We start from the raw sequence: 24,302 nt of genomic DNA, 5'->3' as shown, positions 1-24,302 counted from the left end.
AGCTGTGCGTCCTGGGCTTCGTGCTGTTCTTCGCCTGCTACGGGCAGTTCGAGTCCGGGCTGAGCGCGTACGGGGTCGAGGCGGCCGGCATCTCGACGTCCGCGCTGGGCACGGCGCTGGCGGCGAACACCCTGGTGATCGTGATCGCGCAGTTCGCGGTGCTGCGGTTCGTGGAGCGGCGCAAGCGGTCCCGGGTCATCGCGTCGGTGGGCCTGATCTGGGCGGTCGCCTGGGCCGCCGCCGCGTACGCGGGGCTCGGGAACGGCAGCCAGGCCATGGCGACCGCGGCCTTCATCTCGACGTACGCGCTGTTCGGGGTCGGTGAGGCGCTGCTGTCGCCGACGCTCGCGCCGCTGGTCGCGGATCTCGCGCCGACCGGCATGGCGGGTCAGTACAACTCGGCGTTCGCCCTGGTGAAGCAGCTCGCGCTGGCCGTCGGGCCGGCGATCGGCGGGCCGCTGGGAGCGTCGTTGCACGCCCCGTACGTCGTGATCTTCCTGCTGTTCTCGCTGTTGATCACGGTGCTCGCGATGCGGCTCGGGCGGCAGCTCACCGAGGCGCAGAACCAGCCGCTGCCGGCCCGCAGCCGTGTGGTGGCACAAGGGGGCAGCCCGGCGGGGCAGACCACGGCGCACGCGTGAGGCGGCCCGTGCGCGGCTCCGTCGGCCGGCCGGCGGAGTGATCCCCGCCCGACTGCTGCCGTGACCGTCCGGCGGATGGGTGCGGGGGTTACCGGGCGGGGGCCGGCTTCGGCAGGGCGAACTCGCACCAGACCGCCTTGCCGCCGCCCGGGGTGCGTCTGCTGCCCCAGTTGGAGGCGATCGTGGCCACGATGGCGATGCCGCGGCCGGACTCGTCCCCCGGTTCCGCGCGGCGGCGGCGCGGGAGGTGGTCGTCGCCGTCGGTGACCTCGATGATCAGGCGGCGGTCGGTGCGGCGCAGCCGGAGCCGCATGGGGGGCGTGCCGTGCTGGAGGGAGTTGGCGACGAGTTCGCTGGTGGCCAGCACGCCCAGGTCGTGCAGCTCGGTGGGGAAGCGCCAGCTGGTCAGGACGCCGGAGGCGAAGGCCCGGGCGCGGGGCGCCGCCTCGACGCCGCCGAGGAGGTCCAGGGCGGCGTTGCGGAACAGCTCGCCCTGCGGGCCCCTGCGCGCCGGGTGCTGGAGCACCAGGACGGCGACGTCGTCGTCGTGGTCGGGGGTGACGCCGGCCGAGCGGACCAGGCGGTCGCAGACGACCTGGGGGGTGCCGGTCGCACCGGCCAGGGCGCGTTCCAGGGCGGCGATGCCCTCGTCGAGGTCGGCGTCGCGCCGTTCCACGAGGCCGTCGGTGTAGAGGACGGCGGTGGAGCCGGGCCCCAGCGGGACCGAACCGGAGGAGTGCATCCAGTCGCCGGTGCCGAGGGGCGGGCCGATGGGCTCGGCTGCTCGCCGCACGGTGCCGTGCTCGTCCCGCACCAGGATCGGGAGGTGGCCGGCGGAGGCGTACACCAGGCGGCCCTCGTTGGGGTCGTGGACGGCGTACGTGCAGGTCGCGATCTGGTTGGCGTCGATCTCGGTGGCGAGGCCGTCCAGCAGCTGGAGGACCTCGTGCGGCGGGAGGTCGAGCCGGGCGTAGGCGCGCACGGCGGTCCGGAGCTGGCCCATGACGGCCGCCGCGCGGACGCCGCGCCCCATGACGTCGCCGATGACCAGGGCGGTGCGGCCGCCGCCGAGGGTGATCACGTCGTACCAGTCGCCGCCGACGGCGGCCTCGGTGCCGCCGGGGTGGTAGGTGGCGGCGATGCGCAGGTCGTCGGGCTCCTCCAGTTCCTGGGGGAGGAGGGAGCGCTGGAGGGTGACGGCGGTCTCGCGTTGCCGGCGTTCGCTGGCGCGCAGGCGTTCGGCGGCCTCGGCGTGGTCGGTGACGTCGGTGGCGAAGACCAGGACGCCGTCGGCGGCTCCGCCGTCGTTCCGCCCGCCCGCCCCGCCCTCCCCGGTGGTGACGGGGGTGCAGGTGAACGTGTAGGAGCGGCCGCCCGGGGCCTTGCGGGACTTGACGGTGCGGGGCCTGCCGCTGCGCAGGACCTGGTCGAGCAGGGGCAGCAGGCCGATCTCGTCGAGCTCGGGGAGGGCGGTGCGGGCGGGGGCGCCGAGCGGGCGGCTGCCGAAGGCCGCGGTGTAGGCGTCGTTGACGTAGGCGATGCGGTGGTCGGGTCCGTGCACCAGGGCGACGAGGGAGGGGACGCGGTCGAGGACGTCGCGCACGCCCAGCTCGTCGACGGCGGGCACCGGGGAGGTGTCGGTGAGGTGTTCGGCGCGGGCGGCGGGGACGGAGCCCTCCCCCCGCCGGTCCGGGGCGACGGTGTGCTCGGCCCGCGCTGCTGCGCGGCGCTGCGTTCCGGGGAGCCGGGCGCTCCAGCGCGTGAAGTTCACGAATCCTTGCCTCGTGTCGTGGTCGGCGGCCGCACACCGGGACGGCCGGAGTCCGGGACCGGCCGGTCCCGGGACGCGCCGGGTGAGCGGGCGGCCCGCCCGTGGTGGTGGACCAGTCTGACAGGGCGCCGACCGGGCCGACATCCGTCAGACGCCGGGCGGGCCGGTGCAGTTCCCGGGTCCGGTCAGGACGACCCCTTCGGGTTGTCCGGGGGGTCGTGAGAAGGCTTTCCACCGGCCGCGAGTTCGAACTCCGCACGCGGATGTTCGAGTGATCCCAGCGAGACGATCTCCCGTTTGAAGAGTCCGGCGAGGGTCCATTCGGCGGCCACCCGCGCCTTGCGGTTGAAGGTCGGCACGCGGCTGAGGTGGTAGGTGCGGTGCATGAACCAGGCCGGGTAGCCCTTGAGCTTCCGGCCGTACACGTGGGCGACGCCCTTGTGCAGGCCGAGGGAGGCCACGGAGCCCGCGTACGCGTGGGAGTACGTCTCCAGGGGTTCGCCGCGCAGGGAGTGGACGATGTTGTCGCCGAGGGTCCGGGCCTGCCGCAGGGCGTGCTGGGCGTTGGGGGCGCACTGCTTGCCCTCCTCGCGCGCGGTGACGTCGGGGACGGCGGCGGCATCTCCGGCGGCCCACGCGTGGGTGGTGCCCTCGACGGCCAGCTCGGGGGTGCACCGCAGCCGTCCCCGCTCGTCGCGCGGCAGGTCGGTGGCGGCGAGGACGGGGTGCGGTTTGACGCCGGCCGTCCAGACGACCGTGCGGGTGGGGAAGCGGGAGCCGTCGCTGAGGACGGCGACGCGGTCGGCGCAGGAGTCCAGGCGGGTCTCCAGGCGGACGTCGATGTTGCGGCGGCGCAGCTCGGTGACCGTGTAGCGGCCGAGTTCCTCGCCGACCTCGGGGAGGATGCGGCCGGTCGCCTCGACGAGGACCCACCTCATGTCCTCGGGGCGGAGGTTGTGGTAGTACCGCGTGGCGTAGCGGGCCATGTCCTCCAGCTCGCCGAGGGCCTCCACCCCGGCGTAGCCGCCGCCGACGAAGACGAAGGTGAGGGCCGCGTCGCGCAGGGCGGGGTCCCGGGTGGACGAGGCGATGTCCATCTGTTCGAGGACGTGGTTGCGCAGTCCGATGGCCTCCTCGACGGTCTTGAAGCCGATGGCGTGCTCGGCGAGGCCGGGGACCGGCAGGGCGCGCGAGACGGAGCCGGGGGCGAGCACCAGGTGGTCGTAGCCCAGCCGCCGGCCGCCGGTGCCCTCCTCCCCGGTGGCGAGCGTGGTGACGGTCGCGGTGCGCCGGGCGTGGTCGACGGCGGTGGCCTCGCCGATGACGATGCGGCACCGGTCCAGGACCCGGCGCAACGGGACGACGACGTGCCGGGGGGAAAGGGCCCCGGCGGCCGCTTCCGGGAGGAAGGGCTGGTACGTCATGTAGGGGTCCGGGGTGACCACGGTGATCTCGGCCTCGCCCCGGCCGAGTTCCCGTTTCAGCCTCCGCTGCAGCCGCAGAGCCGTGTACATCCCGACGTAGCCGCCGCCGACAACGAGAATGCGCGCACGTTCCTTCACCATCCCATGACGCACCCGCCGCTCGCGTTTGTCCACAGCCCCGACGCATTGTGTGACCACCGGGCGGTTCTCCCGCGGACTTGGCCGAAATGCCCGGCCAAAGAGACTTCCCGCAGGTGGGGCGGCACGTCCGGGCCTCCCGAGGGGGGCGCATTCCGGACGAATGCGCCGTGTACTCCGGTCGGGGACACCACCGTGCGGAACGTCCCCCTTCTGAATTGACTTCCTCTCAACTATGTTCGTATGCCGACGGGGTGTAGGGGGATGCGCTCATCGGGTCCGCGACGGGCGGGGTCGGTCACCGGGCTCGTTCCGCAGCCCCGGCCATCAATGGCGGGGAGAAGTCTCCGGGGGGAGACGTCATTACCGGGGGAAAGCGTATGCATGTTCAGGATTCTCGATGGTCTTCCGCGTCCGCCGTGGTGCCCGGCACCACGATGAGCGCGGCGACGCACAACGGACGCGCGGACGGGCCGCGCACGACGCCGCTGCGCGTGGACGCCCAGCGCAATCTCGAGCACGTCCTGCGCGCGGCGCGCGAGGTGTTCGGTGAGCTCGGCTACGGGGCGCCGATGGAGGACGTGGCCCGCCGCGCGCGCGTGGGTGTGGGCACGGTCTACCGGCGCTTCCCGAGCAAGGACGTGCTGGTGCGGCGCATAGCCGAGGAGGAGACCTCCCGGCTGACCGAGCAGGCGCGTGCGGCGCTCGGGCAGGAGGACGAGCCGTGGTCGGCGCTGTCCCGCTTCCTGCGCACGTCCGTCGCCTCGGGCGCCGGGCGGCTGCTGCCGCCGCAGGTGCTGCGGGTGGGCGTCGCGGAGGAGCACGGGACGGCGGACCACGCGCGCGTGCCGCAGCAGCGGGTGCAGCCGGGTACGGGTGAGCTGCGGCTGGTGCCGGAACAGTCGGCGCCGGTCGCGCCGGAGGACGACGCCGGGGCGGCCGAGCTGCTCGAGGTCGTGGGCCGGCTCGTGGAGCGGGCCAGGGCGGCGGGCGAGCTGCGACCGGACGTCTCCGTCTCGGACGTCCTCCTGGTGATCGCCACGGCCGCGCCGTCCCTGCCGGACGCGGCGCAGCAGGCGGCGGCCTCGTCCCGGCTGCTGGACATCCTGCTGGAGGGCCTGCGCTCGCGCCCGGCGTGAGGCGCACCCGCGGCGGGCCCGGCCGGCCGGTCGAGCCCGGGTGGGGTGTCCGGCTCCGCCGGAGCTGAGGCGCCTCGCCGGGGGTGAGACGGGCGGCACGAGTACGTTCCGGGGGCCGGCCGGTGCATCATCGGTGCCGGGCGACCGGCGTCCCGCGGCAGGCGCCCCGCGCCCCGCGCCAGGCGTAGCGGCCTCCGACACCCGGCGCCCGACGCCCGGCGCCCGGCCTCCGGCAGTGCCTCGAGGGCCACACGCCCCGGGTCCGGTGCTCCCGGACCCAGGTACGCCCGGCCCACGTGCTGCCCCGCCCACGTGCCCCCGCGACTCAGGTCCCTCCGCGAGAGGGAACCGGGGGATCGGGGGCCCGGGCACCCGCGCGGTGGCGGTGGGGGACGCCTCCCGGATTCCGGCCCCCGGGGTGATCCCCGGTTCTCCCGTGCGGTCCGTCCCACGGACGAGTGGTTGACCGCCCCACCCGACCTCGCGCCGGGTACCGCTGTGGCACCCTGGCCCGTGTCCGGAACGGGTGTGGGCAGGGTGGCGGGGGCTTTCCGCGATGAGCGTTGAGGGGCGGGACGAGTCCCGCGGTGACGGGCCGCGCAGTGACGGTTCGCCACAGGTGCCGAGCCAGGCGCGCCGCACGGGCGGACCGCCGGAGGACGGTGTCCCGGCCCAGCGCGACCGGCTGACCGGCTCCGGGCTGCCGTCGGCCGACTCCGACCTCATCGCCCGTATGCGGTCCGGTGAGGACGCGGCGTACGAGGAGCTGTACCGGCGCCACGCCCCCGCGGTGCGCCGGTACGCCCGCACCTGCTGCCGGGACGGCCACACCGCCGACGACCTGACCGCCGAGGTGTTCGCCCGCATGCTCCAGGCGGTGCGCGGCGGTTCGGGCCCCGAGCACGCCGTGCGGGCCTATCTGCTCACCTCCGTGCGCCGGGTGGCGGCGACCTGGACGCAGTCGGCGAAGCGCGAGCAACTCGTCGACGACTTCGCGGTGTTCGCCGTGCAGGCCGCCCACCTCTCCGACGCCTCCGACACCGACACCCTGGAACTGGGCGCGGACGTGCGCGCCCTGCACGAGGCCGAACAGTCGCTGGCCATGCAGGCGTTCCGGTCCCTGCCGGAACGGTGGCAGGCGGTGCTGTGGCACACGGAGGTCGAGGACGAGTCGCCGAGCGAGGTCGCCACGCTGTTCGGTCTGGACGCCAACGGCACGCGGGTACTGGCCAGCCGGGCCCGGGAGGGCCTGAAGCAGGCGTACCTCCAGGCCCACGTGAGTGCCGCGCTCGCCGAGGACGAGGGGTGCGCCCGGCACGCCGACCAGCTCGGCACGTACGCCCGGGGCCGGCTGCGCACCCGCGCCGAGCGGGGGCTGCGCAAGCACCTGGAGGAGTGCGCCCGGTGCCGTCTGGCGGCGGCGCAGATCCAGGAGGTCGCCGGGGGCATCCCGGCCGTCGTCCCGGTCGCGGTCATCGGCTGGTTCGGCGCCGCGGGCTACGCCAAGGTGGCCGCGCTCGTCGCGGGCGGCACCACGGCGGCCGGTGCGGCGGGCGCCGCGAGCGCCGCCGCCGGAGGCGCCACGGGCGGCGGCGCGGCCGGGGGTCTCGCGTCCGAAGGCATGGGCGCCCCGGCGAAGGCGGGCATCGCCGCCGGTGTGACGGCGGTGGCGGCGGCCGCGGCGATCGCCATCGCGCTGTCCGGCAACGAGGCCCCGCCGGAGCCGCCGCGTGCCGCCCCCGCCCCCTCCGCCCCCGTGGTGCGCGAGGAGCCGCCGGCCCCGGAGGAGACCCCCGGCCCCGTGCCGTCGGCTCCCCCGGCCGCCGCGCCCGCCCGGTCCACGCCCGCGCCGCCGCCGGCACCTGCCAGGACGCCGAGTCCACGCCCCACCCCCACCCCCACCCCGACCCCGACTCCCCGTCCCGAGCCGCCCCCGCGGCCCGCACCCACGCCGACACCGACGCCGACACCGCCGACACCGCCGGCTCCGCAGCCGCCCCCGCCGCCCCCCGTCCCGGCGGTCCACCAGTGGAGCGAGCTGTCGTACGACATCACCGGCGACGGCACCGCCCCCGAGATGCGGATCGGCGCGAGCAGCTGGGTGTGGCGGCGCTCAGGCCTGTCCGTCGCCGGACAGCGGTACGCGCACGGGGTGACCGTGCACGGCCGGTCCTCGGTCACCATCGACCTCAACCGCCCCTGCACCGCCTACGACGCGCTGGTCGGCGTGGACGACCTGACGATGAAGCGGGGCCGGGTCACCTTCTCCGTACACGCCGACGGGGTCCCGCTGTGGAACTCCGGCGTGGTCGGGGGCGGGGACGCGGCGGTGCCGGTCCACGTGGACCTCACGGGACGCGAGACCGTCCGCCTGGTGGTGGAACCGGTCGGCCCGTTCGACGGCGTGGCGCTCGCGGACTGGGCGCAGTCCCGCTTCACCTGCGGCTGAGCAGCGCGGGGCGGGGAGGCAACAGGCCCGGCCCGCCGGCGTCTCGGCCGGCCGGGACGCGCACCCCCGGCCGGGCACGGGCCGGGGGCGGCGGACTACGGGGTGTCGGCGGCGGGCCTACGGGGTGCCGGCGCCCGCGCCGAGGGCACCGCGGCGGGGCGCGATGCCGCCCGGTACGGCGCGCTGCCGGGCGGGCGTCCCCGTCCAGCAGGTGCCCCGCCGCGCCAGCAGCCGCCGGAGCCACAGTTCCAGGGCGACGAGGTCGGCCAGGCCGTCCAGCGGCAGGGACTCGCCCTGCGCCGCCCCGCGCAGGGCCTTGCGCACCACGCGGGCCTCGACCAGACCGGCCTCCGCGAGCAGGGGCGTGTCGAACAGGGTGATCAGCGTGTCGGCCGCGACCCGCAGCCCGGTGCGCGCGGCGGCCGTCGGAGCCACCCGGGGCGGTGCGCCCCACCCCTCGGGCAGCTCCCGTACGCCCGCGCCCTCCAGCACGGTGCGCAGGACGGACGCCCGGGCACCCGGCCGGACCCGCAGTGCCTCGGGCAGGGCCCGGCACGCCCGGACGACCTGGTTGTCGAGGAACGGCGCGTGCAGCCGCTGGAAGCGGATCTCCGCCGCCTGCTCCAGGACCCGCAGGTCGGCGGCGTGCCGGGCCAGGGCGGCACGGGCCCGGAAGTCGCCGGGCCGCTGCACCGGACCGATCTCGGACCGCCGGGTGGACGCCTGGAGGCGAACCGATACTTCAGCCAGTGCCTCACCGGTCAGCCAGCGCGCGGCCGGCCCGGGTCTGCCCCAGGTCAGCGCGGCCAGCGAGGCGTCGGCGGCACCGGCGGGGTCGTCGTCCAGCCGCCGGCGCAGCAGGCGGTCCGCCAGGCTCTCCAGCCCCGTCCGGTACGGCGTACGGGCCAGGCGGCGGGCCGCCGCGTACACGCGCGCCGGGACCATCACGGAGCCGTCGGCCTTCGCCAGCGCGGCGACCGGCCGCACCAGGTAGCGCCGCTTGCGGTCCATCAACAGGTCGGCGAGACGCGCCGGATGGGCGTCCAGCACCTGGCGGGCGCCGTACCCGGTGAAGTGGTCGGCGCTGCCCGCGGCGAGCCGGGCCCGGTGCCGGGCGGCCGTCACCAGCGAGGGCCCCGGCTCGTCGGTCAGCGGCCCGTCGAGGTCGGCGTACGGCAGGGTGTCCTCGCCGCCCGCGACGACCACGTGGTGCAGCCGCGGGTTGGCCGCCAGGGCGCCGGCCAGCCCCACCTCGTCGTCCGGTCCGCCGGCCGCGAGGTCGTTGAAGGTCACCGCGAGCAGCCGCTCCCCGGCCCCGGTGCCGTGGCCCAGCACGGTTCCCGGCATGCCCGGGAGCCCCGCGGCGAGCAGGGCGAGGGTGCCGGAGGCCGGGCCGCCGGACAGGTCGGCCCCGATCCCGGGCACCGGCATGCCGCGCGCCGCCCGGCGTTCGGCGGGTCCCATGCCCGGGACGGGCCCGGGGTCGATGCCGGCGCCGGGGACGTGCCGGGGGGCGGCGAGCCGGGTGCGGACGGCCTCGACGAGCGCGTCGCGCACCGCGTCGACCGCGCTGTCCGGGTCGGCCGGGGGCGCCGCGACGGCGAGCGAGGCGACGGGCTCGTAGCCGGCGATCTCCCGGGCCCCCGCGCGCAGGATCAGCGCGTGGCCGGGCGGGACGCGGCGCACCCCGTCGTACGGCGTGGAGTCGTAGAGGGCGGCGGGGACGTCGGGGGCGGCGAGCAGCGCCGCGAGGTGGCCGAAGTCGAGGTTGGCCTCGACGAGGTCGGCGAGGGGGAGCGCGGCGGTCGCATAGGCGGTGCCGCCGGCCCACGGGGTGTGGAAAACCGGCCGGGCACCGGCGAGGTCACCGCAGACGGTGATCCGGCGGCCCACCTGGACGACGGCGGTGTAGCTGCCCGGCCAGGCGGTGAGGTGCCGCAGTGCGCCGCCGCGCGCCGCGAAGAGCGCGACGCGCAGCTGTTCGTCGGAGGCGCCGCAGGTGCCGAGGACGGCGATGCGGGTCTGCGGGTCGGCCTGCACGATGCGGATCTCGTCCGGGCGCCAGTCGCCGACCGCCCACAGCGGGTCGGGGTCGCCCCACAGGAGGTGGGACCCCACCGGGCGCACCGTCTCACCGTCGAACCCGGTCGCCCCGGCCGACCCGGTGGCCACGGGCCCCGCGGCGGTGCTGCTCCACCCCACCAACCACCGCATCGCCGCCTCCACATGCTGTGGACAACCAGTGCACCGTACGAACCGGTTCCCCATGCTGCCATGAAGGAGGCGCAGGAGAGGGGTGCCGGAACGGCATGTGCTCCGGCGAGTGCGCCCCGGCGGATACGGCTCCCCCGGGTCGAACGCCCGCCCGCCCCCGGGAGATCGCGCACGGCCGCCGCGTCGGACCGGTGAGCCCCGCGACCTGAATGCGCCCCCTCAACGCGCCCCGAATACACCCAACGCGCCGTCAAGTACCGTGGTAGTCAGGGTGTTGCCCCCGGGAACACGGGGTCGATTTTCGGCCAAATCGGAACGGTGAGAGCATTCTCGAACACGCTCCGTACAGGTTCTGCGCACCGCCGAGCGGTCGCGCGGTCCGGGAGGCGAGGCACACCCCCCGGACCGTTCCGCCGCCCGCGGGGATGTAGGCGGCGGTGTCCCCCAGCCCACTGGATCCAGTACAGCGGGCCGACCCACGCACGGACCATGGAATCGCTCCCGCGACGGCCGGAGAAAGGCGCACGCACGGGCGCACGGCCACACGACCGGAGCACGCCGCAACTGCGCGTATCGGACCCGTACTTCAGTACGGACCACAATCCCGCCATCCGGAAGAATGCCCCTTAACGCTTGGGATGCGGCGAACTACGCTGGGTTTACGAATGCCGCACGGTTATGCCAGCGCGGCAGCCGTCTGTGTCGAGGGGTGGCGCATGTCCAGGGAGCAACGCGGGCCGAACGAGAAGCTCGGCGCCGTTCTCGCCCTCGCGGGAATCTCCAACGCGGGCCTCGCGCGGCGCGTCAACGACCTCGGCGCACAGCGGGGACTGACGCTTCGCTACGACAAGACGTCGGTGGCGCGCTGGGTGTCCAAGGGCATGGTGCCGCAGGGTGCCGCCCCCCATCTGATCGCCGCCGCCATCGGCCAGAAGCTGGGCCGCCCCGTGCCGCTGCACGAGATCGGCCTGGCGGACGCCGACCCGGCCCCGGAGGTGGGCCTCGCCTTCCCCCGGGACGTCGGGCAGGCGGTGAAGGCCGCCACCGACCTCTACCGGCTCGACCTCGCCGGCCGCCGCGCCGGCTCCGGCGGCATCTGGCAGTCCCTGGCCGGCTCCTTCGCGGTCAGCGCGTACGCCACGCCCGCCTCGCGCTGGCTGATAACCCCGGCCGACAGCTCGGTGGCCCGCGAGGCGAACCCGGCCGAGAACGCCGGCGCACCGATCAAGGTCGGCCACAGCGACGTGCAGAAGCTGCGCGAGGCCGCCGAGGACGCCCGGCGCTGGGACTCCAAGTACGGCGGCGGGGACTGGCGTTCGTCCATGGTCCCGGAGTGCTTACGGGTCGAGGCGGCGCCGCTGCTGCTGGGCTCGTACTCCGACGACGTGGGGCGGGCCCTGTTCGGTGCCTCGGCCGAACTCACGCGCCTCGCGGGCTGGATGGCCTTCGACACCGGCCAGCAGGAAGCGGCCCAGCGCTACTACATCCAGGCCCTGCGCCTGGCCCGCGCCGCCGCGGACGTGCCCCTCGGCGGGTACGTGCTGGCCTCCATGTCCCTCCAGGCGACCTACCGCGGGTTCGGCGACGAGGGCGTGGACCTCGCCCAGGCCGCCCTGGAGCGCAACCGGGGCCTGGCCACGGCCCGCACGATGAGCTTCTTCCGCCTCGTCGAGGCCCGGGCGCACGCGCGCGCCAGTGACGCCCAGGCGGCCGGGGCGGCCCTGAAGGCCGCCGAGAGCTGGCTGGAGCGTTCCCGCCCCGGCGACAGCGATCCGTCCTGGCTCGGCTTCTACGGCTACGACCGGTTCGCCGCCGACGCCGCCGAGTGCTACCGCGACCTCAAGGCGCCCCGCCAGGTCCGCCGCTTCACCGAGCAGGCCCTGTCGAAGCCGACGGAGGAGTTCGTGCGCTCGCACGGGCTGCGGCTCGTCGTCTCCGCGGTCGCCGAACTGGAGTCGGGCAACCTGGACGCGGCCTGCGAGCAGGGCGTGCGCGCGGTCGAGGTGGCCGGCCGCATCTCGTCGGCCCGCACCACCGAGTACGTCAAGGACCTCCTGCACCGGCTGGAGCCCTACGGCGACGAGCCCCGCGTGGTGGAACTCCGCGAGCGCGCCCGCCCCCTCCTGGTCGCCCCCGCCTGACGGCGGCCGTGGGCGCCGGGCGGGGAGGCCACCGGGCCGGGCCCGGGCCGGGGCGGGGCACCCGCGAGGAGCCGGGCGGGCATTCCAGCCTGCGAGGACCGGCGAAACCGGACGGGGTGCCGAGCTGCGCCCCCGCCCGGCACGCGGGTGGACGGCGCTGTCAGCGGCGGCGCAGTCAGTGGCGGCGTTGTCAGTGGCCGCGTTGTCAGTGGCACGGTGCACCATCGATGCCGGAAGACAGTCCAAGAGACAGTGACGAGCCGGAGCCGGAAGACGGACGAGCCGGGAGACGAGCCGGGAGGTGGCGCGGGTGCGGCGGGCGTACGACTGCGATGTGCTGGTGATCGGCGGCGGCATCGTCGGCCTGTCCACCGCGTACGCGATCAGCCGCACGGCACCGGGCACCCGGGTCACCGTGCTGGAGAAGGAGACCGCCCCCGCCCGGCACCAGACGGGACGCAACAGCGGGGTCGTCCACAGCGGCATCTACTACCGCCCCGGCTCCCTCAAGGCCCGCTACGCGGTGCGGGGCGCCGCCGAGATGGTGAAGTTCTGCGCCGAGTACGGCATCGCCCACGCCGTCACGGGCAAGCTGATCGTCGCCACCGCGCGCGAGGAACTGCCCCGCCTGCACGCCCTGGCCCAGCGCGGCCGGGAGAACGGCCTGACCGTCCGCGAACTCGGCACCGCCCAGACCGCCGAGTACGAGCCGGAGGTCGAGGGCCTGGCCGCCCTGCACGTCGCCGCCACCGGCATCTGCGACTTCGCGGCCGTGGCGCGGCACCTGGCCGAGGCGTCCGGCGCGGAGATCCGCCACGGCGCCCGGGTCGTGCGCGTCGACCGCAGACCCGACCGCGGTGTCGCCATGCGGACGGCCGCGGGGGACGTGATCCGGGGCCGGGTCCTAGTGAACTGCGCCGGGCTGCACTGCGACGAGATCGCCCGGCTCACGGGCGACGACCCCGGGGTGCGCATCGTGCCGTTCCGCGGCGAGTACTACGAGCTGGCCCGTCCCGGCCTGGTCCGGGGGCTGGTCTACCCGGTGCCCGACCCCGCCTTCCCCTTCCTCGGCGTCCACCTCACCCGCGGGGTCGACGGGGGCGTCCACGTGGGTCCGAACGCGGTGCCCGCCCTGGCGCGCGAGGGCTACGACCGGCGCACGGTCCGCCCCCGTGACCTGGCGACCACCCTGGCCTGGCCGGGCTCCTGGCGGCTGGCCCGCCGCCACTGGCGGTACGGCGCGGGCGAGCTGCACCGCTCGCTGTCCAAGCCGGCGTTCACCCGAGCCGTGCGGCGGCTGCTGCCGGCGGTGACGGAGGAGGACCTGATCCCGGCACCGGCGGGCGTGCGGGCCCAGGCGGTCCTGCGGGACGGCACCCTGGCCGACGACTTCCTCATCCGCGAGACACCGAGAGCGGTCCACGTGCTCAACGCGCCCTCCCCCGCCGCCACCGCCTCCCTCCCCATCGGCCGCGAGGTCGCCCGCCGCGCCCTGGCCGCCCTGGCGGACGCGTCCCGCTGATCCCGGCGCGGGGGCCGGGCCCTCCCCCGGCCCGGGGAAGGGGCAGCCCGGCCGATGCTCAACGGGCCGGAGCACCCGGACCAGCGATCAACGAGCCGGGACACCCGGACCGGCGACCAACGAGCCGGGCCCCCCGGCCGGTGATCAACGCGCCGGGACACCCGGGCCGGTGATCAACGGGCTCCCGCCCGGGCCCGATCGGGCTGGCGTCGGCCGGTCCCCCCGGCGTACTGGACGGGCCCCCCGACCCGCCCCCACCCGCGGCGGCCTCGCCGCCCGACGGGACCACCGTAGACTCGGAAGCACTGTGTCTGACTCCGTGAACACCCCCGAAGCACCCCGGCCCGCCCCCGGTCAGGACGCCCCGCGGCCACCCGGGGTGTCGATCCGGCACACCCGCGCGAAGGGCGAACCGCGGTTCCCCGACGGCCCCAAGGCCGACCCCGCCGGGTCCCACTTCGAGCGGCGGATCCGCAGCTTCCAGCCGCGCCGGAGCCGGGTCACGGCCGGGCAGGCGGACGCCCTGCAGCGCCTGTGGTCCCGGTGGGGCTTCGACATCGACGGACGCGGGCCTATGGACCTCGCGCGGTTCTTCGGCAACGGCGACCCGGTCGTGCTGGAGATCGGCTTCGGCATGGGCGAGGCCACGGCCCGGATGGCCGCCGCCGACCCCGGCACCAACATCCTCGCGGTGGACGTGCACACCCCCGGCCAGGGTCACCTGCTGGGCCTCGCCGAGCAGCTGGGCCTGGACAACGTCCGGGTCGGCAACGGGGACGCGATCATCCTGCTGCGGGAGATGCTCACCCCCGACTCGCTGGACGGGCTGCGCGTCTACTTCCCCGACCCGTGGCCCAAGAAGCGGCACCACAAGCGGCGCCTGATCCAGCCGGAGTTCCTGTCCCTGGCGGCGAGCCGGCTCCGGCCGGGCGCGGTGCTGCACTGCGCCACCGACTGGGAGCCGTACGCCGAGCACATGCTCGAGGTGCTGACCGCGCACCCCGACTTCGAGAACACCCGGGAGGACGGCGGTTTCGCGCCACGGCCGGCGTTCCGGCCGCTCACCCGTTTCGAGAGCCAGGGACTGGACAAGGGTCATGTCGTGAACGACCTGCTCTTCCGTCGCGTACCGCACGACGACCGGCCTTCCCCCGGCGCCTGAGCCGTCCCGCGCTCCTGCGGGCGGAGCCCCCGTCTCGTTAGGGTCGATGCCGTGGCCACCAGCCCCCCGCCTCCGTTCCCGGCCACCGCCGGGGACGCGCCGCCCGCCGGCGGACGGCCGGGCGGCGCCCGACGGCCCGGCCCCTGGTGGCAGCGGCCGTGGGCCCGGTACGGCGGACCGGCGGCGCTGCTGGCGGTGTCGGGCCTGGTGATCCTGGCCCTGGTCCGCGAGCAGACCGGCACCGAGGGCTTCCTGGTCGGGCTGGGGCTGGCCGTCCTGCCGGTGCCCCTGCTGGTGGCCGCCTTCCGCTGGCTGGAGCGGGTGGCACCGGGGCCGTGGCCGAACCTGGTCTTCGCGTTCGCCTGGGGTGCCTGCGCCGCCGCGCTGATGTCGATCGTCGCGAACAGCTTCGCCACCCGGTGGATCGCGGCCGCCACTGCCGACCCGAGCCGCGCGGACACCCTCGGCGCGACCGTCATAGCCCCGGTGGTGGAGGAGACGGCGAAGGCCGCCGCCGTCCTCCTCGTCCTCCTTTTCCGCAGACACGACGCCGGCGGACTCCTGCTGCACGGGGTGGTGCTCGCCGGGCTCTCCGCCACCGGCTTCGCGTTCACCGAGAACATCCTCTACCTCGGCAACGCCTTCGGCACCGACCGGCTGACCGGGGACAGCGGCCTGGCCTCGCTGACCGCCGCCACCTTCTTCGTGCGCGCGGTGATGTCGCCGTTCGCCCATCCCCTGTTCACCGTGCTCACCGGGATCGGCTTCGGCCTGTCGGCCCTGTCCGGCGAGCGCCACCGGGTCCGGCGGGTGCTGCTCCCGCTGTCCGGGCTGCTGCTCGCGATGGGCCTGCACGCGCTGTGGAACGCCTCCTCGGACTTCGGCGAGTACGGCTTCTTCGCGGTGTACGCGATGTTCATGGTGCCGCTGTTCGGGCTGGTGACCTGGCTGGTGGTGTGGACCCGGCAGCGGGAACTGCGCACCGTGCGCGGGGAACTTCCCGTCTACGCGGCGGCCGGGTGGCTGGCGCCCGCGGAACCGTTCGCGCTCGGCTCGATGCGGGCCCGGCGCCTGGCCCTGCGGTACGCCCGGCGGCACGGCGGGAGGACCGCGGCCCGGGAGGTGGCCCGCTACACGGCGGACGCGACGGCGCTGGCGTTCCTGCGGCACCGGGGCGGTTCGGGGCGCGCGCCGGCGGACTTCGCCGTCCGGGAGGGCGAACTGCTCGGGGAGGTGTGGCGGCGCCGGGAGTGGGCCCGCCCGGCCCTGGAACACGCGGCCCGGATCACCGCGCCCCTGTTCGCGATCACCGCCGCGCCGCCCGGCGTCCTCCCCGGCCACGGTCACGGCCCCGGCGCCGGACAGGCACCGGATCACGGCCGGCACCCCGGCCCGGGCCCGGAATACGGCTACGGCTACGGCTACGGCTGGGCCTACGCGTACGAGCCGGGGTACGCCCGGGCACCGCACCCCGCCGGGCGCCCCCACCCCGCGTACGCGGCCGGGTGGGCCCACACCTGGGGACGTCCCACGGACGCCTGAACGGCAGCCCTGACGGGGTGGCCGTCGGGACTGCCGGGGGGCGGGACGGGAAGGGAAGGGCGAACCCTGCTCGTTACGGGTTGAGGCCCTTGCTCCGCAGCCAGGTGAGGGGGTCGATGCCGGAGGCCGAACCCGAGGGATGGACCTCCAGGTGCAGGTGCGCGCCGGTGGAGTTGCCGGTGGAGCCGACCCGGCCGATGACCTCGCCGGTGGTGACCTTCTGGCCGACGCTGACGCTGATGGAGGACTGGTGGGCGTACCAGATCTCGGTGCCGTCGTCGAGGGTCAGCACCGTCTTGTAGCCGTAGGAGCCGTCCCAGCCGGCGGAGGTGATGGTGCCGGTGTGGACGGCCTTGATCAGCGTGCCGCTGGGGGCGGCGAAGTCCAGGCCGGTGTGCTGGCCGGAGGACCAGTAGGCGCCCGCCTGACCGAAGGTCGAGGTGAGCGTGTACGAGGAGGTCGGCAGCGCGTACTGGGTGGCCAGCTTGGCGAGGCGCTCGGCCTCCGCCTTCTTCGCCGCCTCTTCCTCGGCCTTCTTCTTGGCTGCCGCGGCCTTGGCCTTGGCCTCCTTCTCCGCCTTGGCGGCAGCCTCGGCGGCCTCCTTCTCCGCGGCCTCGGCGGCAGCGGCGGCGGCCTTGGTCTCAGCCTGGTCCTGCTGCTGCTCGACCTGCGCCATGATCCGGCTGCGCAGCGCCTCGCCGGCGCCCTGCTCGGAGTCGGCACCCGCGGTGCCGATGCTGCTGAGCGGAGTGGCGGAGCCCTCGGGAGTTTCCTCGTCGGAGATGAGGGAACCCACGTTGGGAAGATCGGGCATGGAGATCGAGACCGGCGGCTTGCCGGTCTGGGCGCTGGCCATGCCGCCGGCGCCGACGGCGGCTATGACGCCGACGCCCAGGACGGTGGAGCTGCGGGCGAGTCCTCCGCCGCGCTGCTTGCTGACGCGATGCCGACCGCGCACCGGGCGGATGGACTCCGCGGTGGGGTTCCACTCCTCGAAGGGGCCCTCGTCGGGACGGGCACCGCCGTAGACGAAGGTGTCGCCGTCGCGCTGGCTCGGGATGAGGGAGGCCTCGGGGGCAGACCGGTTCGACGCCACGTGGGCGTACTCCTTTCCTTCCTTCTCCGCCTACCGGGTTAGCTGACGGGTTCGGAGCAGGAAGGTCTCCTACGCGCGTATACCGCCCGTGTCTCCACGGGGGCATCCACGCGATTCACCCCAAGGTGGTGGTTCCCCGGTTCCCTTGCGGGATTCGGCGCGTGCGCACGGAGCCGACTCGTGTGACGGCTGGGACAACCGCGCTGCGTTATCGAACGTTAATAGACCCCGGGGCCGGATTCCAAGCGGTTCCCGTTGATCGTTAACGAATTCCGTACGGACTTACCGGCCATGAGCAGGCCAAAACGGGCGAGTTGACGCCCCTTCGAACGACCGTCATTTTCTGACGGTGCGTCATATGTTACCCGAGAGAGATCGCCCGGCCACGGCCCGTGACCACGGAGGGTGAGCGTGAAAGGGCGTACCGACGGAGATAGAGAGTCGGCGGTGAGCCCGCAGAGAGGGAGCGGTGAGCCCGCGGAGAGGGAGACGGGTGAGCCCCGGGCAGTGAGCCCGAGCCGGGGCACCCGCCGGAGCGCACGCCACAGCGCAGGCCTGGGCGGGGACGTGTGGGTGTACGGCACCGACCTCGTCGCACGCTGGGGAAGGACCGTGCGGGACGGACCGTGCGGGACGGACCGGAAGCCGCCGGCGGGGCGTCACGCACCGAGGGCCGGAACCCTGTGGGTTCCGGCCCTCGGCCTTCAGTAGCGGGGACAGGATTTGAACCTGCGACCTCTGGGTTATGAGCCCAGCGAGCTACCGAGCTGCTCCACCCCGCGTCGTTGTGACACCAGTGTACGGCATGCGCGGAACGCTCCGCACACGCCTTTCTGCCACCCCTGCCTGCGCCCCCTCTTCCCGCTCCCCTCCCCCTCCCGGTTCACCGGAGGGAACGGACCGCCCCGGCCCTGCCCCCGTCCCCGGGGCGGCTCCCCGCACCGTCACCGGCCGGTCAGGTGCGCGTTCGGTGCCTTGGCGCGTTCCTCCAGCTCCGGCACGACGACCACGGTGGCGCCCCCGGCCGTCAGCACCCCGCTGCCGTCGGCGTCCTCGACGAAGGTGGCGGGCTCGCGCCAGGCGGTCACCACCCGTCGCACCCCCGCGTCCAGCAGGAGCCGGGCGCAGGGGGCGGGGCGGGAGGCGCGGCGGGCACAGGGCTCCAGGCTGGAGTACACCGTGGCGGTGGCGAGCCGGGGATCGGCGGGGTCGGTCTTGGCGAGCGCGGCCTCCTCCGCGTGGACCAACGGGTCCCCGCCTTCCCGGGAGTGACCGCGTGCCAGCTCCGTGCCGTCGGCCGCGACCACGACCGCTCCCACGCTGAACGCCGTGTCCGACGGCGTGCACCGGGCCGCCAGGTCGCAGGCGACGGCGAGCCAGTGGAGGTCGGCGGCGTGCGGGAGTTCGCCGGTGCCGGGCGCGGTGGGCGCGTAGCGCATCAGGACCACGTCACCGATCTGCCGGGTCTCCAGCAGCCGCAGCCGCCCGCCCTGGTAGGAGCCGGGACCGAAGAGGCGGGGCGCCTCCGGGTCGCCGACGAACAACGGGGCGAGGACCAGCTGGAGTTCGTCGGCGAGGCCCTGGGTGACGAGCTGGGTGTGGATCAGGCCGCCGCCCTCCACCATGAGCCGGCGCACGCCGCGCACGTCGTGCAGGTGCTCCAGCAGGCGCCGCCAGTCCAGCTCCCCGCCGAGCGCGACGACGTCGGTGGCCAGTCCGAGGGCGCGGGCGCGCTCAGCGCCCCGGTCCGTCGTGTACAGGAGCTTCTCGCCGCCCGTGTGCCAGAAGCGGGCCGCCGGGTCCAGGTCGCCGGAGCCGCTGACGGTGACCTTCAGCGGGTACTCCGGCAGACCGTCGGCGACCCGGGCGGCGCGCCGCTCGGGCGAGTTGACCAGCAGCCGCGGGTTGTCGGCCCGCAGGGTGCCCGCCCCGACGAGCACCGCGTCCACCGAGGCCCGCACCTCGTCGACCCGGTCGAAGTCGGCCGGACTGGACAGCAGGAGCCGCTCGGGGCCGGTGTCGTCCAGGTAGCCGTCGAGGGAGACGGCGGCGGACAGCAGGACGTACGGGTGGGGCATCGGCGGACTCCAAGGGGTGCGGGCCGGCGGGGGGCCGGGACGGTGCGCGGCGGCCGGCGACCGGGGACGGTGCGGCCCGGGCCAGTCTGGCAACCGGCCGTCCGGCACCGGTCACGGGGCACGGGGCACAGTGCCCCGGTCACGGATCGGCCATGAGTCACCACCGCCGGCCGTGGATCACCGGTTTCACGGCCTCAGGGTCGGGGTCATAACCCAACCGGCGCTCCGGTCACCCGGCGGCGTCAGGGCTCGATCAGTCCCACCCGGATCGCGTACCGGGTGAGTTCCAGACGGTCTTTGAGGCCGAGCTTGGACAGCAGGTTGGCCCGGTGCCGCTCCACCGTCTTGGGGCTGATGGTGAGCAGGTCGGCGATCTGCTGGGAGGTGTGGCCCTCAGCGACCAGCTTCAGGATCTCCTCCTCCCGGTCCGTGATCGCTTTGGCCGGCACGTGCCCGCCGTCCCGGGTGAGATCCAGGTAGTTGCGGATGAGGGCGTTGACCGCTCCGGGGTAGAGGAACGGCTCGCCCCGCATGGTGGCCCGGCACGCCTCGACGAGGTCGCGGTCGGCGACGGACTTGAGCACGTAGCCGGACGCGCCGGCTCCGAGCGCCTCGAAGAAGAACTGCTCGTTGTCGTACATGGTCAGGATGAGTATCCGCGTCTCCGGCACCACGCGGGCCAGCTCACGGGCCGCCTGAATGCCGGTCAGGCGGGGCATGGCGATGTCGAGGATGGCCAGGTCGGGGCGGTGGGCGCGGGCCTGTTCGACGGCGTCGGCGCCGTCGTCCGCCTCGGCGACGACGGTCAAGTCCGGTTCGCCGTCGAGGATGAGACGGACCCCTCGCCGGACCAGCGCGTGGTCGTCGGCGAGGAGGATGCGGGTGGGGGTGGGGGCCTCGTCGGTCATGGGTTCAGTGTTTCCGGTCGGGGGCGTCGATCACGGGGGTCCACGTCGGTGCGGGTCCCCGTACGGGCACGGGGACGGCCAGGCGTACTTGGGTGCCGCCGCCGGCGGCCGGGCCCACGCTGAGGTCGGCGCCGATGAGCAGGGCGCGCTCGCGCATGCCGCGGATGCCCGCCCCCTCGGCCGCGTCGACGATGCCGCGGCCGTCGTCGCGGACCAGCAGTTCGACGCCGCCGGGCATGCGCCGCAGGACGATCTCGGCGCGGCGGGCCCGTGCGTGGCGGACGATGTTGGTGAGCCCTTCCTGGGCCACCCGGTAGAGCACCAGCTCGGCCTCGGGGCCCAGGTCGGGCAGGTCGGGGTCGATCCGGGTCTGCACGCCGAGCCCCTCGCCGCCGAACTCCGTGGCGAACGACTTCAGGGCACTGGCCAGGCCCAGTTCGTCCAGCACCCCGGGGCGCAGCCGGCGGGCGATGCGGCGGATCTCGTCCAGGCTGCTGCGCGTGGTCTCCTGCACCAGGCGCAGCTCGTCGTGCAGCTCGGGCGGGGCGTGGTCGGTGACCCGCTTCAGCTGCAGCAGCACGGCGGTGAGGCTCTGCCCGACCTCGTCGTGCAGCTCCTGTGCGATGCGGCGCCGCTCGCCCTCCTGCGCGGACAGGGCGCGGGCGCTGCTGGTGGCGCGCTCGTCCTCCAGCCGGTCCAGCATCGTGTTGTACGTGCTGATCAGCTCGGCGATCTCCCCGCCCCCGGAGACCTCCGGGCGGCGGCCGGGGCGGAGCAGGTCGGTGGTGGTCATGGCACGGGTGAGGCGGTCCAGCGGGGCGAGGCCGACGCGCAGCAGGAGGGCGTTGGCACCGAGCATGGCGGCGAGTCCCACGGTGAGCACCGCGGCCTCGGTGAGCAGCACCGGGGTGGACACGGTGACCGGGCCGAGCAGCAGGGCGGTGGCGGTGATCAGCACGATCGCGTTCAGCAGGAAGATCCGCCAGAACAGTGGCACCCGTTACCGCCTCCTCGCCCTGCCCACCGCGGGCCGTTTGTCGTAGGCTCCCGGTGACTCCCCCGGCCGAGGGGGGCCGGACAGGCCGTCGGACGTCCGACGGAAGCCGCCGCCGGACCACGACCGGCGGGACACGGGCGCGGGCCGACACGTCCCAGCGTGAGTGCTGTTCGAGCGGTGCGCCATCCGTGACAGTCCCCATTTTCGCCCCGTCGGCACCTGTAGGCGACGGGGTGTCTGCAGGGTGCGCCCCCACAAAGATGAGGGTCGGACCTGATGGTGGAAGAGGTCCCCGCACGAGACCCTTGGAAGCAAGGGAAGCCCGGCTTCGCCGTACCCCCACCGAAGCGGATGACCAGACAGGCCCACGGGCACATTCCCGGCGTCGGCCCGATGCGTGGCCGGCCGTTCAGCTTGCGCCCGGCGTCGCGGGACCGATGCCCGGCGGTCTCTCAGAGGTGGCGGTCCGGTGACGCCGGGCTGCCTCCGTTTCGGGAAGGAGGAGACGTGCCCACGTCCGATGACCAGCGCCTCGTCGATCTCGCGGCCCGAGTCGAGCGGGACGATCCCCGCTTCGCCCGCTCCCTGTCCAGCGGCCGGCCGGCACTGCCGCGGGAGTACCGGCGCACCCGTGCCTGGTGGGTGCTCGGCATCGGGCTGGTCCTGCTGCTCGCGGGTCTGATCATGCCGGACGGACTGCTCATCGCCGCGGGCCTGGTGCTCAGCGGCATCGGCGTCCAGCTCTTCGACCCGTACCCCCCGCGCAAGCGCGACAGCGAGGGCGACGGTGTCCACGGCGCCCGGGGCGACGACGACGGGCCGTCCCGCCGCTGATGCCGCCGCACCCCCGCGCCGGCGTCTCCCCGGCGTCGGCGCTCGGCAGCGGTGGACGCACCGTGCGGCTTCGGCCGGTCGGCCCCGGGCACGTGGGGGCCGACGGTGCCCGGCACGCGGGGCGTCACCGTCGGCCGGTGGGTGCCGCTCCCGGATGCGGGACGCCTCCGTCCCCGGGCTGTGATGTGGCCGATGCCTCGACGTGATCGGCGACCTCTTTGTTCGCTTGTGTAAACGTTTGCCCTGGCGCATCCCGATATGGGGTGCGCTAAAATTTTTGCCAAGCGCTTACGCTCCGTTGAGCCGCGCTCCGCTCGTTCGTCGGGCGTTGAGTGCGTACTTCCGCGAGCGCCGGGTCATCGGCGCCGGGGGCAGTGGGTGCGGGGCCGGTCGCCGACGACCGGCCGCTGCCCGGCCGGGCGACGGCCGGCAGACGACGTTCGGTGGACGACCGGCCACACCGGTGAGACATGGGCAGGGGGCGTGACATGGGTCGAGTGATCCCCATACGTGTCGACAACGCCGCCCGCGACCACCTTCCCGATACCGGCAGCGCCGCCCGCCGCCGCACCGGCCGCGCACGGCGCTGACCCTCGTCACCCGCCCCGCGGCATCCGGCCCCCGGGGGCCGGCCCCGGGCTCCCCCTCACCTCACTCGCCCCTCTCCCCTTTCCGCACCCCACCCGGCACCGCGACAGCGACCAGCGCACCGAAGCTCCCCGAGCAGACCCCGCGAACAGGCCCCGGCCCGTCCGCGGTCCCTCCGCGCACCGCGCACCCGTGACGCCCCGTCCGACCGCCCACCCGCCCACCGACCGGCACGACCGGCCACCGCCTCCCCGGCCCACCACCGGCAGGCGGCCGGCGCCGCCCAGGGCCGAGACGCCGCCACCGCACCCACCCCACGGAGGACAGACGCCCGTGCACAACACCACGGCCATGCTCATCGAACTAGGCGCGATCATCCTCGCCCTCGGCCTGCTGGGCCGTCTCGCCGGCCGGGTCGGCTTCTCGCCCATACCCCTCTACCTGCTCGCCGGTCTGGCCTTCGGCCACGGCGGCATCCTGCCCCTGCAGGCCAGCGAGGAGTTCGTCGCCACCGGTGCGGAGATCGGCGTCATCCTGCTGCTGCTCATGCTCGGCCTGGAATACAGCGCCTCCGACCTCGTCACCACCCTCAAGACGCAGTACCCCTCCGGCGCGGTCGACTTCGTGCTCAACGCCGCGCCCGGCGCCATCGCCGCCCTGATCCTCGGCTGGGGCCCGGTGGGCGCCATCGCCCTGGCCGGCGTGACGTGGATCTCGTCCTCGGGTGTCATCGCCAAGGTGCTCGGCGACCTCGGCCGGGTCGGCAACCGGGAGACCCCGGTGGTGCTCGGCGTCCTGGTCCTCGAAGACCTCGCCATGGCCGTCTACCTGCCCATCCTCACCGCACTGCTGGCCGGCGTGAGCCTCGCCGGCGGCAGCCTCACCCTGCTGATCTCCCTGGGCACCGTCGGCGCCGTCCTCTACATCGCCCTGCGCCACGGACGGCTCGTCAGCCGGGCCGTCTCCTCCGACAACCCGGAGATGCTGCTGCTGGTGGTGCTGGGGCTGACGCTGCTGGTCGCCGGGGTCGCGCAGCACCTCCAGGTCTCGGCCGCCGTCGGCGCCTTCCTCGTCGGCATCGCGCTGTCCAAGGAGGTCGCCGACGGCGCCCACAACCTGCTCTCCCCGCTGCGGGACCTGTTCGCCGCGGTCTTCTTCGTCTTCTTCGGCCTGCACACGGACCCGTCGAACATCCCGCACGTCCTGGTCCCCGCGCTCGCGCTGGCCGTCGTCACCGTGTTCACCAAGATCGGCACCGGCTACTGGGCGGCCCGCCGGGCGGGCGTCTCGGTGGCCGGCCGCTGGCGGGCCGGCGGCACGCTGGTGGCACGCGGCGAGTTCTCCATCGTCATCGCCGGGCTCGCCGTCGGCACCGAACCGCGCATCGGCCCGCTGGCCACGGCGTACGTCCTGATCCTGGTCGTCGTCGGCCCGCTCGCCGCCCGCTGGACCGAGCCGCTGGCCCGCCGGCTCACCCGGCGGCCCCCGAGCGGTCCGCGGGAGACCGGCACGTCGGCCGAGCAGACGGCACCGGTCCACGCCGGTGGGTGACCGGCCGCCGCGGGGCCGGCGGATGCTCGCACGGAGCCACCGGCCCGCACGACGTCCCCGTCGGCGGCCGGACGGTGGAAAAATCCGACCGGGACGCACGTCCCGCC

At 75.0% G+C, this 24,302-nt stretch carries 16 protein-coding genes, 1 tRNA gene and 1 riboswitch (1 of these 18 only partly in view); of the genes, 9 read left to right on the top strand and 8 right to left on the bottom strand.

The window, feature by feature from the left end; translation table 11 throughout:
- A protein-coding gene (locus ACSU53_RS16455; RefSeq protein ID WP_437033238.1) for an MFS transporter crosses the window boundary here: on the top strand, positions 1–641 show its 3' portion. Its footprint begins 634 nt before the window's first position; the window shows 641 of its 1,275 coding nt (coding positions 635–1,275); its start codon lies off the left edge, out of view; its stop codon occupies positions 639–641.
- An 88-nt stretch (positions 642–729) separates the two neighbouring features.
- Here the strand turns inward: ACSU53_RS16455 and ACSU53_RS16450 are convergent, their stop codons facing one another.
- Together ACSU53_RS16450 and ACSU53_RS16445 are read right to left on the bottom strand one after the other, a co-directional pair.
- Positions 730–2,412 (bottom strand): ATP-binding SpoIIE family protein phosphatase, encoded by a 1,683-nt coding sequence (locus tag ACSU53_RS16450; RefSeq protein ID WP_437028495.1) that lies wholly within the window; start codon positions 2,410–2,412, stop codon positions 730–732.
- Between the two features lie 185 nt (positions 2,413–2,597).
- Positions 2,598–3,977 (bottom strand): NAD(P)/FAD-dependent oxidoreductase, encoded by a 1,380-nt coding sequence (locus tag ACSU53_RS16445; protein WP_437028494.1) that lies wholly within the window; start codon positions 3,975–3,977, stop codon positions 2,598–2,600.
- 377 nt (positions 3,978–4,354) lie between these two features.
- Here ACSU53_RS16445 and ACSU53_RS16440 point away from each other — a divergent pair, with 377 nt between their 5' ends.
- Both ACSU53_RS16440 and ACSU53_RS16435 read left to right on the top strand, forming a co-directional pair.
- Positions 4,355–5,113, top strand: a complete 759-nt coding sequence (locus ACSU53_RS16440; RefSeq protein WP_437028492.1) for a TetR/AcrR family transcriptional regulator — start codon at positions 4,355–4,357, stop codon at positions 5,111–5,113.
- A gap of 556 nt (positions 5,114–5,669) precedes the next feature.
- Positions 5,670–7,562, top strand: coding sequence for a sigma-70 family RNA polymerase sigma factor (locus ACSU53_RS16435; RefSeq protein ID WP_437028491.1), 1,893 nt, complete (start codon positions 5,670–5,672; stop codon positions 7,560–7,562).
- A gap of 117 nt (positions 7,563–7,679) precedes the next feature.
- Here ACSU53_RS16435 and ACSU53_RS16430 read toward each other — a convergent pair whose 3' ends face one another.
- Entirely contained in the window at positions 7,680–9,776 is a 2,097-nt protein-coding gene (locus tag ACSU53_RS16430) for an asparagine synthase-related protein (RefSeq protein ID WP_437028489.1), read from the bottom strand.
- Positions 9,777–10,492: 716 nt separating this feature from the next.
- Here ACSU53_RS16430 and ACSU53_RS16425 point away from each other — a divergent pair.
- From ACSU53_RS16425 to ACSU53_RS16410, 4 genes are all read left to right on the top strand, one after another.
- Positions 10,493–11,917 carry an MFS transporter gene (locus tag ACSU53_RS16425; RefSeq protein ID WP_437028487.1) on the top strand — a complete coding sequence of 475 codons (1,425 nt, stop codon included), beginning with the start codon at positions 10,493–10,495 and terminating at the stop codon, positions 11,915–11,917.
- Between the two features lie 310 nt (positions 11,918–12,227).
- Positions 12,228–13,439 (top strand): L-2-hydroxyglutarate oxidase, encoded by a 1,212-nt coding sequence (gene lhgO, locus ACSU53_RS16420; RefSeq protein ID WP_437028485.1) that lies wholly within the window; start codon positions 12,228–12,230, stop codon positions 13,437–13,439.
- Positions 13,440–13,746: 307 nt separating this feature from the next.
- A complete protein-coding gene (gene trmB, locus ACSU53_RS16415) occupies positions 13,747–14,601 on the top strand; it encodes a tRNA (guanosine(46)-N7)-methyltransferase TrmB (RefSeq protein ID WP_437028483.1) in 855 nt (284 codons plus the stop codon).
- Positions 14,602–14,652: 51 nt separating this feature from the next.
- Positions 14,653–16,143 (top strand): PrsW family intramembrane metalloprotease, encoded by a 1,491-nt coding sequence (locus ACSU53_RS16410; RefSeq protein WP_437028481.1) that lies wholly within the window; start codon positions 14,653–14,655, stop codon positions 16,141–16,143.
- Positions 16,144–16,216: 73 nt separating this feature from the next.
- Here ACSU53_RS16410 and ACSU53_RS16405 read toward each other — a convergent pair whose 3' ends face one another.
- The 5 genes from ACSU53_RS16405 to ACSU53_RS16385 form a co-directional block, all read right to left on the bottom strand.
- Positions 16,217–17,239, bottom strand: a complete 1,023-nt coding sequence (locus ACSU53_RS16405; protein WP_437028479.1) for a M23 family metallopeptidase — start codon at positions 17,237–17,239, stop codon at positions 16,217–16,219.
- A 12-nt stretch (positions 17,240–17,251) separates the two neighbouring features.
- Positions 17,252–17,409: riboswitch (cyclic di-AMP (ydaO/yuaA leader) on the bottom strand.
- A gap of 538 nt (positions 17,410–17,947) precedes the next feature.
- Positions 17,948–18,021: transfer RNA gene (locus ACSU53_RS16400), tRNA-Met, on the bottom strand.
- A gap of 162 nt (positions 18,022–18,183) precedes the next feature.
- Positions 18,184–19,317 carry a dihydrofolate reductase family protein gene (locus ACSU53_RS16395; protein ID WP_437028477.1) on the bottom strand — a complete coding sequence of 378 codons (1,134 nt, stop codon included), beginning with the start codon at positions 19,315–19,317 and terminating at the stop codon, positions 18,184–18,186.
- Between the two features lie 242 nt (positions 19,318–19,559).
- A complete protein-coding gene (locus tag ACSU53_RS16390; protein WP_437028475.1) occupies positions 19,560–20,225 on the bottom strand; it encodes a response regulator in 666 nt (221 codons plus the stop codon).
- A gap of 4 nt (positions 20,226–20,229) precedes the next feature.
- Positions 20,230–21,222 (bottom strand): HAMP domain-containing sensor histidine kinase, encoded by a 993-nt coding sequence (locus ACSU53_RS16385; protein WP_437028473.1) that lies wholly within the window; start codon positions 21,220–21,222, stop codon positions 20,230–20,232.
- Positions 21,223–21,729: 507 nt separating this feature from the next.
- Between ACSU53_RS16385 and ACSU53_RS16380 the strand changes: the two genes are divergently transcribed.
- Positions 21,730–22,056, top strand: coding sequence for a DUF3040 domain-containing protein (locus ACSU53_RS16380; RefSeq protein WP_437028472.1), 327 nt, complete (start codon positions 21,730–21,732; stop codon positions 22,054–22,056).
- Positions 22,057–22,977: 921 nt separating this feature from the next.
- Positions 22,978–24,195: a cation:proton antiporter gene (locus ACSU53_RS16375; protein WP_437028470.1), complete on the top strand. Its 1,218-nt coding sequence runs from the start codon at positions 22,978–22,980 to the stop codon at positions 24,193–24,195.
- The last annotated feature ends 107 nt before the right edge of the window (positions 24,196–24,302 follow it).

Source organism: Streptomyces sp. enrichment culture, from assembly GCF_964273255.1.
Taxonomy (GTDB): Bacteria; Actinomycetota; Actinomycetes; order Streptomycetales; family Streptomycetaceae; genus Streptomyces.
The sequence above is the reverse complement of the archived record's forward strand: the minus strand, read 5'-3'. Positions and strand labels throughout refer to the sequence as shown.